12 protein-coding genes and 1 pseudogene are annotated in these 14,447 nt (G+C 44.1%); 8 read left to right on the top strand and 5 right to left on the bottom strand.

Annotated features, from left to right (window positions below):
• Nucleotides 1–5 precede the first annotated feature (5 nt).
• The 6 genes from MY9_RS10015 (at nt 6) to nrnB (ending at nt 6,208) form a co-directional block, all read left to right on the top strand.
• Entirely contained in the window at nt 6–1,340 is a 1,335-nt protein-coding gene (locus tag MY9_RS10015) for an acetyl-CoA carboxylase biotin carboxylase subunit (RefSeq protein ID WP_014664156.1), read from the top strand.
• 14 nt (nt 1,341–1,354) lie between these two features.
• Nucleotides 1,355–1,576, top strand: a complete 222-nt coding sequence (locus MY9_RS10010) for an acetyl-CoA carboxylase biotin carboxyl carrier protein subunit (RefSeq protein WP_014664155.1) — start codon at nt 1,355–1,357, stop codon at nt 1,574–1,576.
• 14 nt (nt 1,577–1,590) lie between these two features.
• The gene (ldeG, locus tag MY9_RS10005) at nt 1,591–2,490 is read left to right on the top strand and encodes a hydroxymethylglutaryl-CoA lyase (protein ID WP_014664154.1); all 900 of its coding nucleotides are present in this window, start codon (nt 1,591–1,593) and stop codon (nt 2,488–2,490) included.
• Nucleotides 2,491–2,510: 20 nt separating this feature from the next.
• Entirely contained in the window at nt 2,511–3,293 is a 783-nt protein-coding gene (locus MY9_RS10000) for an enoyl-CoA hydratase (protein WP_014664153.1), read from the top strand.
• Nucleotides 3,294–3,303: 10 nt separating this feature from the next.
• Complete coding sequence (locus MY9_RS09995; RefSeq protein WP_081483621.1) at nt 3,304–4,839, top strand: acyl-CoA carboxylase subunit beta; 1,536 nt, start codon at nt 3,304–3,306, stop codon at nt 4,837–4,839.
• A gap of 169 nt (nt 4,840–5,008) precedes the next feature.
• Nucleotides 5,009–6,208 carry an oligoribonuclease NrnB gene (nrnB, locus tag MY9_RS09990; protein ID WP_014664151.1) on the top strand — a complete coding sequence of 400 codons (1,200 nt, stop codon included), beginning with the start codon at nt 5,009–5,011 and terminating at the stop codon, nt 6,206–6,208.
• A gap of 48 nt (nt 6,209–6,256) precedes the next feature.
• Here nrnB and MY9_RS09985 read toward each other — a convergent pair whose 3' ends face one another.
• From MY9_RS09985 to MY9_RS09975, 3 genes and pseudogenes are all read right to left on the bottom strand, one after another.
• Complete coding sequence (locus MY9_RS09985; RefSeq protein ID WP_003231529.1) at nt 6,257–6,853, bottom strand: DedA family protein; 597 nt, start codon at nt 6,851–6,853, stop codon at nt 6,257–6,259.
• 72 nt (nt 6,854–6,925) lie between these two features.
• On the bottom strand, nt 6,926–7,819 hold the full coding sequence (gene galU / locus MY9_RS09980) for a UTP--glucose-1-phosphate uridylyltransferase GalU (RefSeq protein ID WP_014664150.1): 894 nt from the start codon (nt 7,817–7,819) through the stop codon (nt 6,926–6,928).
• Nucleotides 7,820–7,825: 6 nt separating this feature from the next.
• Nucleotides 7,826–8,277, bottom strand: a pseudogene (locus tag MY9_RS09975) (GtrA family protein).
• A 576-nt stretch (nt 8,278–8,853) separates the two neighbouring features.
• On the opposite strand from MY9_RS09975, the gene xynD reads away from it, so the two are divergent.
• Both xynD and xynC read left to right on the top strand, forming a co-directional pair.
• Nucleotides 8,854–10,395, top strand: a complete 1,542-nt coding sequence (gene xynD / locus MY9_RS09970) for an alpha-L-arabinofuranosidase (RefSeq protein WP_014664148.1) — start codon at nt 8,854–8,856, stop codon at nt 10,393–10,395.
• A 109-nt stretch (nt 10,396–10,504) separates the two neighbouring features.
• Nucleotides 10,505–11,773, top strand: coding sequence for a glucuronoarabinoxylan endo-1,4-beta-xylanase XynC (gene xynC / locus MY9_RS09965; protein WP_041521354.1), 1,269 nt, complete (start codon nt 10,505–10,507; stop codon nt 11,771–11,773).
• A 596-nt stretch (nt 11,774–12,369) separates the two neighbouring features.
• On the opposite strand, the gene MY9_RS09960 is transcribed toward xynC, so the two are convergent.
• Both MY9_RS09960 and MY9_RS09955 read right to left on the bottom strand, forming a co-directional pair.
• A complete protein-coding gene (locus MY9_RS09960) occupies nt 12,370–12,633 on the bottom strand; it encodes a YnfE family protein (protein WP_014664146.1) in 264 nt (87 codons plus the stop codon).
• A 74-nt stretch (nt 12,634–12,707) separates the two neighbouring features.
• Nucleotides 12,708–14,207 (bottom strand): cellulase family glycosylhydrolase, encoded by a 1,500-nt coding sequence (locus MY9_RS09955; RefSeq protein ID WP_014664145.1) that lies wholly within the window; start codon nt 14,205–14,207, stop codon nt 12,708–12,710.
• Nucleotides 14,208–14,447: the final 240 nt, after the last annotated feature.

Raw genomic sequence — 14,447 nt, 5'->3', positions numbered from 1 at the left:
AAATCATGTTTACTAAAGTACTGATCGCCAACCGCGGAGAAATTGCAATGAGAATTATCCGAACGTGCAGCCGTCTAGGCATCAAAACAGTCGCGGTTTATTCAGAAGCAGACAAGGAAGCGTCCCATACAAAAGCCGCTACAGAGTCTTATTTGATCGGGGAATCAAGAGTCAGTGAAAGTTATTTAAATATAGAGAGAATCATAGAGACGGCAAAAAAAGCAAATGCCGACGCCATCCACCCGGGATATGGATTGTTATCAGAAAACAGCCGATTTGCTGAACGCTGCAAGCAAGAAAACATCGTGTTTATCGGACCTTCACCCGATATCATTGCAAAGATGGGCAGCAAAATTGAAGCGCGCAAAGCAATGGAGGCTGCGGGTGTCCCTGTGGTGCCCGGCGTTTCAGAACCCCTCGAAGACATAGAGGCAGCCTGCCGCACTGCTAGTCAAATCGGATATCCTGTCATGCTGAAAGCTTCAGCGGGCGGAGGCGGCATCGGAATGCAGCTTGTTGAAAATGAAGAAGCATTAAAAAAAGCGTACGAGGGGAACAAAAAGCGCGCGGCAGATTTTTTCGGTGACGGATCAATGTATATAGAAAAAGTCATTGAACATGCACGCCATATCGAAGTTCAGCTTTTAGCCGATCAACACGGCCATACAGTACATCTGTTTGAACGTGATTGCTCAGTTCAGAGGCGCCACCAAAAAGTCATTGAAGAAGCGCCGTCTCCATTTGTAGACAATGAACTGAGAATGAGGATTGGGCAAACGGCAGTAAAAGCAGCAAAGGCGATCGGCTATACGAACGCAGGCACCATCGAATTTATAGTTGACCAAAAGCAAAATTTTTATTTCCTCGAAATGAATACGAGACTGCAAGTTGAACACCCCGTGACTGAAGAAATAACAGGCCTGGACTTAGTTGAGCAGCAGCTGCGAATTGCTGCGGGCCATACACTCACATTCTCTCAAAAAGACATCAAACGAAACGGACATGCGATAGAGGTGAGAATATACGCGGAAGACCCCAAGACCTTCTACCCGTCACCAGGCACGATCACTGCGTTCTCACTCCCTGACCATAAAGGGGTCAGACACGAATGTGCGGTAGCAAAAGACAGCATTGTTACCCCTTTTTATGACCCGATGATCGCTAAGATGATCGTCAAAGGCCAGTCCAGAACAGAAGCAATTGAAAAACTGGAGACAGCGCTTCGCGACTACCATGTAGAAGGAATCAAAACAAATCTTCCGCTTCTCATACAGGCTGCGGCATCAAAGGCATTTAAAGAAGGGGATGTTACGACTGACTTTTTGAAACAACACCTATAAAGGAGGCAGTTGTTATGACAGTTAGCATACAAATGGCAGGAAACCTGTGGAAAGTCCACGTCAAAGCCGGCGACAAAATTGAAAAAGGCCAGGAGGTTGCCATTTTGGAATCGATGAAAATGGAAATCCCGATCGTTGCAGATCGAAGCGGAGTCGTAAAAGAAGTCAAAAAAAATGAAGGCGACTTTGTAAATGAAGGCGACGTACTGCTCGAATTAAGCGATTCCACTCAATAATTTGGAGGAAGACCATGTCATATCCTAAAAAAGTGACAATCAAAGAAGTCGGCCCGCGTGACGGTTTACAAAACGAGTCCGCATGGATCGAAACAAAGGATAAAATAACCTGGATCAACCAGCTTTCCCGGACAGGGCTTTCGTATATTGAAATCACATCCTTCGTTCATCCGAAATGGATTCCAGCGCTTCGAGATGCTATTGATGTAGCAAAAGGCATTGACCGTGAAAAAGGGGTAACGTACGCGGCGCTTGTCCCGAATCAAAAAGGACTGGAGAATGCGCTTGAAGGAGGCATTAACGAAGCTTGCGTTTTTATGTCCGCCAGCGAAACGCACAACAGAAAAAACATCAATAAATCCACTTCTGAAACTCTTCGTGTACTCAAACAAGTAAACAATGACGCAAAAAAAGCAAACCTCACAACAAGAGCCTACCTCTCGACTGTTTTCGGCTGTCCGTACGAAAAAGATGTCCCCATTGAACAAGTCATTCGCCTTTCAGAAGCTCTATTTGAATTTGGGATTTCTCAACTGTCGCTTGGAGATACGATTGGAGCGGCTAATCCTGCCCAAGTGGAAACTGTACTTGAAGCTCTATTGGCACGGTTCCCCGCGAATCAAATCGCCCTGCATTTTCATGATACGAGAGGAACAGCGCTCGCCAACATGGTCACAGCGCTCCAAATGGGCATCACGGTATTCGACGGCTCGGCAGGCGGGCTTGGCGGATGTCCATATGCGCCAGGTTCATCAGGAAACGCCGCAACTGAGGATATCGTGTACATGCTTGAACAGATGGGCATCAAAACAAATGTAAAGCTCGAAAAACTGCTATCTGCGGCCAAATGGATTGAAGAAAAAATGGGCAAACAGCTGCCGAGCCGAAATTTACAAGTATTTAAATCATCTTGATAAAAGAGAGGACGCATACAATGGGAGAATCTATTCTTTTCACTGTGAAAAAAGAACATATTGCGTTGATCACCTTAAACAGGCCTCAAGCGGCAAATGCTCTTTCAGCAGAAATGCTTAGAAACCTGCAAATGATTCTTCAAGAAATTGAATTCAACTCAAACATTCGCTGCGTCATCCTCACCGGCACCGGCGAAAAAGCGTTCTGTGCGGGGGCAGACCTGAAAGAACGAATAAAACTAAAAAAAGATCAGGTTCTGGAAAGTGTAACTCTCATTCAAAGAACAGCGTCTTTCCTTGAAGCCTTGCCGCAGCCAATCATAGCCGCGATAAACGGCAGCGCATTAGGCGGCGGGCTAGAATTGGCATTGGCATGCGATCTTCGAATTGCATCTGAATCAGCTATGCTGGGACTCCCGGAAACAGGGTTAGCTATTATTCCAGGCGCTGGAGGGACCCAAAGACTGCCCCGGCTGATTGGCAGAGGAAAAGCCAAAGAATTAATTTATACCGGCAAACGCGTAACTGCTCATGAAGCAAAAGAGATAGGCCTTGTAGAGCATGTCACGGCTCCTTGTGACCTTATGCCAAAAGCAGAGGAACTGGCTGCAGCTATTTCTGCTAACGGGCCGATCGCTGTCCGTCAAGCTAAATTCGCAATCAATAAAGGATTGGAGACAGATCTCGCTACAGGTCTTGCGATTGAACAAAAGGCGTATGAACATACCATTCCTTCAAAAGACAGGAGAGAAGGACTTCAGGCGTTTCAAGAAAAAAGACGGGCCGTATATAAGGGAATATAAAAGGGAGGCAATGCTCATGGATTATGAAAAGGAACGAACAGAATTGGCCGAACGAATCCGAAAAGGCGGAGCGGAAAAGTATCACCAAAGCAATCGAGAAAAAGGCAAGCTCTTTGTCAGAGAGCGGCTCTCGCTTCTCTTTGACGATGGCATTGAGCTAGAAGACGCTTTTTTTGCGGAATGCATGTCAGACGGCCTTCCCGCTGACGGAGTGGTAACAGCGATCGGCAAAATCGGCGGCCAAACCGTTTGCGTCATGGCAAATGATTCAACAGTGAAAGCGGGCTCCTGGGGAGCTAAAACCGTTGAAAAAATCATCAGAATTCAAGAAACTGCCGAAAAACTAAACGTTCCGCTCATTTATTTAGTCGATTCAGCAGGCGCCAGAATCACCGATCAAATCAATGTCTTTCCAGGGAGACGCGGAGCAGGAAGAATTTTTTATAATCAAGTTAAATTATCGGGACGCATTCCGCAAATCTGTTTGCTTTTCGGACCGTCTGCGGCAGGAGGCGCTTATATTCCGGCCTTCTGTGATATCGTCGTTATGGTAGATGGTAACGCCTCCATGTATTTAGGCTCGCCAAGGATGGCGGAAATGGTCATTGGCGAAAAAGTGTCCCTCGAAGAAATGGGCGGCGCTCGTATGCATTGCTCCATCTCCGGCTGCGGAGATATTCTTGCAGAAACTGAAGAAGAAGCCATACATCTGGCGCGGGCTTATTTGTCTTACTTTCCGGCGAATTTTCAAGAAAAGGCGCCCATTCATGAGGAACGCCCGCCAAAACACTTCGACATCCCGCTTGCCGACGTCATTCCGCAAAACCAGAACGCACCTTTTGATATGCATGAGCTGATTGAGCGGATCATTGATGAAGGGTCATTTTTTGAGATCAAAGCCTTATTTGCACCAGAATTAGTAACAGGCTTCGCACGGATCGAGGGACAGCCTGTCGGCATTGTTGCAAACCAGCCGAAGGTTAAAGGCGGCGTCTTATTCCACGATTCAGCAGACAAAGCGGCTAAGTTTATTACCTTATGTGACGCGTTTCATATCCCGTTGCTGTTCTTAGCGGATATTCCCGGTTTTATGATTGGCACAAAAGTGGAACAGGCGGGGATTATCAGACACGGAGCGAAAATGATTTCTGCGATGTCGGAGGCAACTGTTCCAAAGCTCTCTGTCATTGTGCGAAAAGCGTATGGAGCGGGGTTGTATGCAATGGCAGGGCCTGCCTTTGAACCGGACTGCTGTCTAGCGCTCCCAACTGCCCAAATCGCCGTCATGGGACCCGAAGCCGCTGTAAACGCTGTCTACGCTAAAAAAATCGCCGAACTGCCAAAAGAAGAGAGAGCCGCATTTATCGGCGATAAACGGGAGGAATACAAAGAGGACATCAATATCTACCGTCTGGCTTCAGAAATGATCATTGATGCTGTTATCCCAGCCAATTCGCTGCGTGATGAGCTGGCCAAACGGCTGAAGGCCTACATGACAAAGGAAATGACATTTACCAATCGAAAGCATCCGGTTTATCCGGTATAAAAAAGCAAGAACTTAGGAGCGCCAAAAGCGCTCTTTTATATATTCACAATAATAATATTATGTAAACTAATCGCCTTTGCATAAAACGCTTTGTTTTTTAGAATAGTAAATAAAGGCTGCCGCATCTTTAGCGGCAATTGTCAGTTTATCATAAAAAGGGGCCTACATTATGTATCATTTATATTCACATAACGACTTGGACGGAGTAGGATGCGGAATCGTAGCAAAATTGGCATTCGGAAAAGACGTTGAGGTCCGGTATAACTCTGTCAACGGCTTAAACGCACAGGTGCAGTACTTTTTAGAAAAAATGAAGGAGAGCAACAGACAAGATGCATTATTCATCACCGATCTCGCCGTCAATGAAGAAAACGAACAGAGATTGAATGATTATGTTCATGCAGGGGGCAAAGTGAAGCTTATTGACCATCATAAAACAGCCCTTCATTTGAATGAGCATGAATGGGGATTAATCCAGGTGGAATACGATGATGGAAGGCTCACATCCGCGACGTCACTTTTATATGGCTATCTCGTTGAAAATAGCTTCATGAAACCGACAAATGCCTTAGACCAATTCACAGAGCTCGTCCGCCAATACGATACATGGGAATGGGAGCGGTACGATCAAAAACAGGCGAAGCGGCTTAATGATCTTTTCTTTTTGTTGTCAATTGATGAATTTGAGGCAAAAATGATTCAGCGCCTTTCCTCGCATGACGAATTTTTCTTCGATGATTTTGAAGAAAAGCTGCTTGATTTAGAAGACGAAAAAATTGAGCGTTACCTCCGCAGAAAGAAAAGGGAAATGGTACAAACCTTTGTGCACGAACACTGTGTAGGCATTGTTCACGCTGAATCGTACCATTCAGAACTGGGAAACAGGCTAGGGAAAGATAATCCGCACCTCGATTACATTGCGTTTTTAAGCATGGGATCAAAACGAGTCAGTTTGCGCACCATTCATGATTACATCGATGTGTCAGAGATCGCCGGCCGATACGGAGGCGGGGGGCATGCAAAGGCATCCGGCTGTTCAATAACCGATGAAGTATACGAGTTGTTTGTAACTGAAGCTTTCCGGATTGAGCCTGTACGGCCTGATGCTTTCCGTAACATCTATAATCTAAAAGGATCTGCGAACGGATCATTATATGAAAATCGTGCTCAAATGAGATTTTTTCTGTTTCCTTTAGACAACGAGTGGAATATCCAAATTAACGGGGAAACACAGGATGAAACATTCGCAGCGTTTGAAGAAGCAGAATGGTTCATTAAAAGAAATTATGCCGCATCGCTTGTGCGGGATGAATTGTTTGTCGCATTTTTAGCGGAGAATCTGAAGCTGGCAAATCAACATCGCAAGTAAAAAAATATGCATAGGGGAGCGTCATTCACCCCTATGCATATCCGCTAGCTATCGTTTGAATATGGCTGTACGTTTCTTAATCACAAAATAAAGGGCTATCACAACAACAGCCAATATCATAATCGGTGTTGTATAAGTACCCGCTATGTTCTCTACATCATCCCACTGGCTTCCTAGCTGTATGCCTAAATAAACAAACAGGATAGACCATGGAATGATAGCAAGCACAGTCAGTACCACAAACTTGAGAAATGGCATTCTGGCAATACCTGCAGGAATGGATATCGCATGTCTGACAACCGGTATAAAACGAGCCGAGAAAACAACCCCGGCGCCGTACTTTTGAAACCAGTTTTCCGACATGTCGATATGATGCTTTTTAATCAATAAATACTTCCCGTATTTGTCCAAAAATGGTCTGCCTCCATAGCGGCCGATCCAGTAAATAAAGATCTGGGCAATGGTACCTCCGATAACACCCGCAATAATGGCGCCAATAAACCCAATCGTGCCTTCCGATACCATATAGCCGCCATAAGCTAATACAATCTCACTCGGAATGATTTCAATCATTAACCCAATCGCAATACCCGCATATCCCATGTTCGTCAGCCATGTTAAAATTTCGCTTATCAAACTGCCCACATTCTTCACAACCTGTCCTAATCTTTTTCACTATTATATGACTGATTGACGAGCAAGATGGTTACAATTTTTTTACCGCAGCATTTCTTTCGTTTCCCGTTTGATTACACCTTCTAAATAGGTCAAAAGCTGAGATCTCATTTCGGGACGCATTAAGCCGATTTCAGTGCTCGCTTTAAAACAGCCCAGCTTATCGCCAATGTCATATCGATTTCCTTCCAGCAGCCGAGCATGGATCGGCTCATTACGGCAAACCTCACGAAGCGCATCTGTGAGCTGAATTTCGTTTCCCGCGCCTCTGCCAATTGACTTCAAAACGGGGAAGATCGAAGAATTCAACACATACCGTCCCATTACGGCGATGTCGGAAGGCGCTTCTTCAGGTGAAGGCTTTTCAACTAAATCTTTCACTTCATACACATGCCCTTGAGACCCTGATGTATTTATAATACCATATTTGCTGACATCCTCAGGGAGAACTGACTGTACACCGACAACCTCTGTGCCATAAACGTCATATACATCCATTAATTGCCGAAGAGCCGGTGTTTCAGACACCATAATATCATCACCTAAGAGAACGGCAAAAGGCTCATCTCCGATAAAATGCTCCGCACACAGTACTGCATGGCCTAATCCGAGCGGTTCTTTCTGGCGGATGTAATGAATGTTGGCCAAATCGGCGATCTGCTGCATTTCTTCAAGTGTCTCCGTCTTGCCTTTTTCCCGCAGATTGAATTCCAATTCCGCCGATCGGTCAAAATGATCTTCAATCGAGCGTTTGTTTCTCCCTGTAATAATCAGTATATCTTCAATTCCTGACTCTACGGCCTCTTCTACAATATATTGGATTGCTGGTTTGTCGACGATTGGGAGCATTTCTTTAGGCTGCGCCTTTGTCGCCGGCAAAAATCTCGTTCCTAAACCCGCTGCGGGAATAACCGCTTTTCTCACTTTTTTTCTCATTCATCTTCACTCCTGATCCTGTATATTTTTCAGCGAATCTCCAAATACCCAGATTCGGTTTCCGATAAAATTCATCATCATTCCGCCGATAGTGGCGGCGAGCTTACTCACCAAAAGCGAGCATCCGCAGTTTTGAAACAAATAAAGCAGCAAAAAGGTGATCCCCGACGCGGCAATATTAATCATGAGAAAGCGTACGATCTCTTTCCCGTCAGCCTTACGTTTTACACGAAATGTCCAATTCCGGTTCCACACATAGCTGTTGATGATACCTGCCGAATAGGAGCAGATCTGCGCCGACAGATAAGGGACATGACAAGCAGTAAGGAGAAAGAAGACACCAAAATCTATCAGTGTATTGCCGACGCCTACGGTGCAAAAGCGTCCTAATGTTTTTATTTTTTCTTTCAGCATAACGGCACCGACCTCCCTTCATAAAAGATGCGAATAGCTGCCATATTTGTTGATATGGATTACTTTAACGGACAGTGTTGAATAAACAATTAATAAAATATGAACAAAACATGAAAAAGCGGGTATACCGCTCTCTTTACATAAGGATGGACAAAATATGCAGTATGTCGAAGGGGAAGAGGGCGGAATGATAACGAAATGTCTTACAAAGAAGAGAACAATGTAAACAGGAATCAGCAGAAAAAGCAGCCCGAATTCAATAGATTGAGAAGTTTCGAGCCATGATTTCCTATCTGCAAAGATGTCTATTATGTCAATAGCTCTAAAACAACGAGATTCGAGGGAACAGGAAGCGAAGAAGAAGTCGGTAACAGTCGTCTATGTTAGCCCCATCTTATCAATGAATAAATGTATCCAGTTCCTTTGTAGAATCGAACACGAATTCCTCCAAAAGTATCCTATACACAATTTTTTTAATAAGGTAGGATGTTAGACAAAGGGATATTTTGGATAAATATGCATCTCCGTTCAATGGGTTTAGTGGTGCGCTCTTCATGACCTGTTGTTATCAAATTCCAAAAGAACCCCCCCATTTTAAGGAAAAAGGAGGATGTTAAGTGATGAGGAAAAAGTGTAGCGTATGTTTATGGATTCTAGTTTTATTATTGAGCTGCTTATCTGGAAAGTCTGCGTATGCTGCCACCAGTACTACAATTGCAAAACATATAGGGAATTCAAACCCGCTTATCGACCATCATTTGGGAGCAGATCCGATTGCGCTGACCTATAACGGAAGGGTTTACATTTATATGTCAAGTGATGATTATGAATATAATAGCAACGGAACAATTAAAGATAATTCATTTGCCAATTTGAATAGAGTATTCGTCATATCTTCAGCGGATATGGTGAACTGGACAGATCACGGAGCCATTCCGGTAGCAGGTGCCAATGGAGCTAATGGAGGCCGTGGAATTGCAAAATGGGCAGGTGCGTCATGGGCACCGGCAATCGCAGTTAAAAAAATAAATGGCAAGGATAAATTCTTCCTTTATTTCGCAAACAGCGGCGGAGGTATCGGGGTTCTCACCGCAGACAGCCCGATTGGTCCATGGACCGACCCAATCGGAAAACCGCTCGTAACGCCAAGTACGCCAGGAATGTCTGGTGTTGTATGGCTTTTTGATCCGGCTGTATTTGTAGATGATGACGGCACCGGTTACATGTATGCCGGGGGAGGCGTTCCTGGCGGTTCAAATCCAACGCAGGGACAATGGGCCAATCCTAAAACGGCAAGAGTCATAAAATTGGGGCCTGATATGACGAGTGTTGAGGGAAGTGCATCCACAATTGATGCGCCTTTCATGTTTGAAGATTCGGGATTGCACAAGCATAACGGAACATACTACTATTCCTATTGCATCAATTTCGGCGGCGCGCACCCGGCCGATAAACCCCCGGGTGAGATCGGCTACATGACCAGTTCAAATCCCATGGGTCCCTTTACATATAGAGGGCACTTCCTGAAAAATCCGGGTGCATTTTTCGGAGGCGGCGGAAACAACCATCATGCTGTTTTCAATTTTAAAAACGAGTGGTATGCAGTGTACCATGCGCAAACTGTCAGTTCCGCTCTGTTCGGGGCCGGCAAAGGTTACCGTTCTCCCCATATTAATAAGCTGGTGCATAACCCAGATGGATCCATCCAAGAGGTAGCAGCAAATTATGCAGGTGTAACACAGCTTTCCAATTTAAACCCATATAACCGGGTAGAAGCTGAAACGTTTGCCTGGAATGGACGCATTTTGACAGAGAAGTCCACAGCCCCCGGCGGGCCAGTAAATAATCAGCATGTAACAAACATTCAAAATGGAGACTGGATTGCTGTAGGAAATGCAGACTTTGGAGCGGGCGGTGCCAGGTCATTTAAAGCAAATGTAGCATCCACTTTAGGCGGAAAAATAGAAGTGCGCCTCGACAGTGCTGATGGTAAGCTTGTTGGAACCCTGAATGTACCTTCCACAGGCGGAGCGCAAACGTGGAGAGAGATAGAAACTGCAGTAAGCGGGGCAACCGGTGTGCACAAAGTATTCTTTGTATTTACCGGAACAGGTACAGGAAACTTGTTTAATTTTGATTACTGGCAGTTTACACAAAGATAGGATTCGTAATGGGACCGTTTAAAAACGAGACGGGTGACCAGCACCGGAATAGCCCGCCATTATGAATTTTCTAATACCGTAAAAGACACATGACGAAGGAGCGAAATAAATGATTCCACGTTTTAAAAAAACAATTTGTATATTATTAGTATGTTTCACTATGCTGTCAGTCATGTTAGGGCCAGGCGCTGCTGAAGTTTTGGCAGCCAGTGATGTAACAGTTAATGTATCTGCAGAGAAACAAGTGATTCGCGGTTTTGGAGGGATGAATCATCCGGCTTGGGCTGGGGATCTTACAGCAGCTCAAAGAGAAACGGCTTTTGGCAATGGACAGAATCAGTTAGGCTTTTCAATCTTAAGAATTCATGTAGATGAAAATCGAAATAATTGGTATAAAGAGGTGGAGACTGCCAAGAGTGCGGTCAAACATGGGGCAATCGTTTTTGCTTCTCCCTGGAATCCTCCAAGTGATATGGTTGAGACCTTTAATCGTAATGGTGATACATCGGCTAAACGGCTGAAATACGATAAGTACGCCGCATATGCGCAGCATCTTAACGATTTTGTTACCTTCATGAAAAATAATGGTGTGAATCTTTACGCGATTTCGGTCCAAAATGAGCCTGATTACGCTCACGAGTGGACGTGGTGGACGCCGCAAGAAATACTCCGCTTTATGAGAGAAAACGCCGGCTCGATCAATGCCCGCGTCATTGCGCCTGAGTCATTTCAATACTTGAAGAATTTGTCGGACCCGATCTTGAACGATCCGCAGGCTCTTGCCAATATGGATATTCTCGGAACCCATCTGTACGGCACTCAGGTCAGCCAATTCCCTTATCCTCTTTTCAAACAGAAAGGAGCAGGGAAGGACCTTTGGATGACGGAAGTATACTATCCGAACAGTGATAACAACTCGGCGGATCGATGGCCCGAGGCATTGGATGTTTCACAACATATTCACAATTCGATGGTAGAGGGAGATTTTCAAGCTTATGTATGGTGGTACATCCGAAGATCATATGGTCCTATGAAAGAAGATGGTACGATCAGTAAACGCGGTTACAATATGGCACATTTCTCGAAGTTTGTGCGTCCCGGCTATGTAAGGATTGATGCAACGAAAAACCCTAATGCCAACGTTTACGTGTCAGCCTATAAAGGTGACAACAAGGTCGTTATTGTTGCCATTAACAAAAGCAACACAGGGGTCAACCAAAACTTTGTTTTGCAGAATGGATCTGCTTCAAACGTATCTAGATGGATCACCAGCAGCAGCAGCAATCTACAACCTGGAACGAATCTCACTGTATCAGGCAATCATTTTTGGGCCCATCTCCCAGCTCAAAGCGTGACAACATTTGTTGTAAATCGTTAAGGACACCTAAGGCAAGCGGTACCGCATTGGAGCGGATACGGACATTAACCGCTGAGGGTGCCGCAAATAAACCTGCACGGGAATAAAAAGTCGAAGTCAGAAAAAAAGCGATTTTCCGATCAGAAAATCGCTTTTTTTCGTGTCGTGCGTCGTTTTGAAGACGCATGATTCAAGGTTTTTAAATGCGGGAGGGCATCAGCTTGTTAAAATAAATGTATAAGGAATAAACATAAGCGTTATAAACAAATAAGTATTTTATCATTTAATGGATTCACTTTTATGTTCTCTTTACAGAAAGTAAAACTAGATCCATTCTGAACGACAACTGGTGCACTATTACTGAGATAGATATTATGAATATTCAGGGAAGGGAAATGTAGAACGTTATCGAAAGTTTGACTTGTTGACAATTCAAACTTTAAGAAAAGAAAAGACCGGAAGGCCAAGATTTAATAACCAACTACTAAAAGAATTCGCTTTTTAGTTTACATAATATATATTCTAGGAAGTAAACGAAATAAATGAATTTCTGTCTCATATCAAAAGTATACTTAAGTTAGTGAGACAGAAATTGAAATTTTATTGTTTGTTGCCAATCAAAAAAATGGCGTTGTTAATCCATAATAAACTGCTTCTAAATCTTCCAGCGTCATATCGCCATATGCGCATTTGATAACAGAGTCAGCAAACACATCATAGTCATAATCTGTAGAAAATCCTTGCTGCAGCTGTTTTTCGTAAGCTTCAATCTGTTCTTTTTGATACTGGATGTCTTTTTCCTTACCTAGATAGTCCGGACCATTTATCGCATGATTCATTTCTTTGAACAGCATCATATATTGCTTCAGTGTTTCATCCACACCCTACACCTCCTTGTTTTACTGGATAAGATAATGAAAACGGACATCATTGCTGATGTCCGCCAACAGTTAAACTATTTGGGTTCTGTTCCCCAAATCAGTTTTCCGTGATTATATAATGTGATTTTTTTCGTTGTTTTAAACGTATTTGATTGGAAAAAGGAATAATCGCCGCTTTGTGCATAATTGCTCCAGTCATCGTTGTGAAGACGAAGCTGAGTATTTCCTGTGCTTGCTCCCGGTGACAGCTTTCCTTTTTTAAACCCCAGTTCCAGATAGGTATCTGCACCTTGCTTAGGTTTATGCAGCGTCACAAATTTGTGTGTCAGATTGCCGCATCCAATCTGCGCGTAGTCACAGTCAAGGTTTTGGCCTTTGTTTTTCGCGTTATACCAGTAACGGGCAGTAATATCTTTTAAATCAACCGTCGTATTGCCATTATTTTTTATGTGAAGCTGCGGGCGGATTTGGTTGCTGTTCACACCCCCATCCCCTGCTTTGTATTGTACAGAAATGCCGTTTTCCTGTGCGGGGTTATCTTGTGCCGGCGTTTCAGGGCGTTCTTTCGTTGAATCTTTGTTGCCGAGAATGTTTTCTCTTACGAATGTTCCTGAAGCAGTTAAATCTGTAAGCGGCCAGCCGCCTGTTTTAGATGCTCCCGGCTTTAACGCTGAGGATGATTCCTGCTTATCAGAAAGATTCCAGTTCACCCAGCTGATTTTCTTGCTGTCGAGATAATTCAGCCATTCCCGCGACTGGTCAAGGAATACACCGCCATTTCCAGACGCATCGCTAGTTCCCCATTCCGTCACGAAAATAGGCGCTCCTTTACTGAGTGCATAGTTTGCTTTATCCCGTAAAGATTGGCCGTGTGTGCCGGCATAAAAATGAAGCGCGTACATGACGTTTGCATCTTTTAGCTGATCATCGGCAGCATCATTCACATCCTGGCTCCATGTACCGGTTCCGACAATGATGGTGTTGTCTGGATCATTTTTGCGGATAACGGAAATCACTTCTTCCGCATACGGTTTAATATCACGCTTCCAGTTCACATCACCGTTTGGTTCGTTTGCAATTTCATAAATGACATTTGGCGTGTTTCCGTAAAGGCTTGACATTTCCTTGAAGAATTCTTTTGCCTTCTCTTTATTTTGGTTTGGATTACCGTCATTTAAGATATGCCAGTCAATGATGACATATATTCCAAGCTCTTTTGCCGCTTCAACCGCTTCTTTTACTTTGTTTTTCACGGATGGGTTGTCAATATAACCGCCATCTGCTGTATACATCGCCGCTCGGAAAACGGTAATGCCCCAATCGTCTCTCAGCCATTTTAAGCTGTCTTTATTGACAAAATCGCCATACCATTGCAATCCGTGTGAACTGATCCCCTTCAATTGCACCGCTTTGCCGTTTTGATTGATTAGCTGCGTGCCTTTTATGCTAAGCTGGCCATTTATGGCGACTGGCGTTTTTGCTCCTGCAGCAGATGCTGCTGGATTTCCTAAGCCGCTGGTTGCGAGTATTGAAATTAATAAACACACGATTAAGATAGAGACTTGACGTTTCATATATAGTATTCTTTCCTCCTTTACATCATGACGAAAATATATGCCTATTAACTCGTACGCTCCACCTCCCTTCCGTTTTTGTTTGGCACGGACTATTGTAAAAATTTATCTCATCTTTGTCTATCAACCTAATTTCTTGTTTTTAGACGGATTAAAAAGCCTGTCAATTTGCTCTTTTTGTCTTGTTTCAGATACTGCTGACACATACGGACCAAATAGAAAATTGTTTAATCAGGACTA

The organism is Bacillus sp. JS (assembly GCF_000259365.1).
Lineage (GTDB): Bacteria > Bacillota > Bacilli > Bacillales > Bacillaceae > Bacillus > Bacillus stercoris.
Note: the sequence above shows the minus strand (reverse complement) of the source record. Positions and strands in the feature narration are given on the sequence as shown.

Coding starts and splice junctions, on each gene's coding strand:
- MY9_RS10015 (WP_014664156.1), top strand. CDS start 6: ATGTTTACTAAAGTACTGATCGCCAACCGCGGAGAAATTGCAATGAGA.
- MY9_RS10010 (WP_014664155.1), top strand. CDS start 1,355: ATGACAGTTAGCATACAAATGGCAGGAAACCTGTGGAAAGTCCACGTC.
- ldeG (WP_014664154.1), top strand. CDS start 1,591: ATGTCATATCCTAAAAAAGTGACAATCAAAGAAGTCGGCCCGCGTGAC.
- MY9_RS10000 (WP_014664153.1), top strand. CDS start 2,511: ATGGGAGAATCTATTCTTTTCACTGTGAAAAAAGAACATATTGCGTTG.
- MY9_RS09995 (WP_081483621.1), top strand. CDS start 3,304: ATGCTCATGGATTATGAAAAGGAACGAACAGAATTGGCCGAACGAATC.
- nrnB (WP_014664151.1), top strand. CDS start 5,009: ATGTATCATTTATATTCACATAACGACTTGGACGGAGTAGGATGCGGA.
- galU (WP_014664150.1), bottom strand. CDS start 7,819: ATGAGAAAAAAAGTGAGAAAAGCGGTTATTCCCGCAGCGGGTTTAGGA.
- xynD (WP_014664148.1), top strand. CDS start 8,854: ATGAGGAAAAAGTGTAGCGTATGTTTATGGATTCTAGTTTTATTATTG.
- xynC (WP_041521354.1), top strand. CDS start 10,505: ATGATTCCACGTTTTAAAAAAACAATTTGTATATTATTAGTATGTTTC.
- MY9_RS09955 (WP_014664145.1), bottom strand. CDS start 14,207: ATGAAACGTCAAGTCTCTATCTTAATCGTGTGTTTATTAATTTCAATA.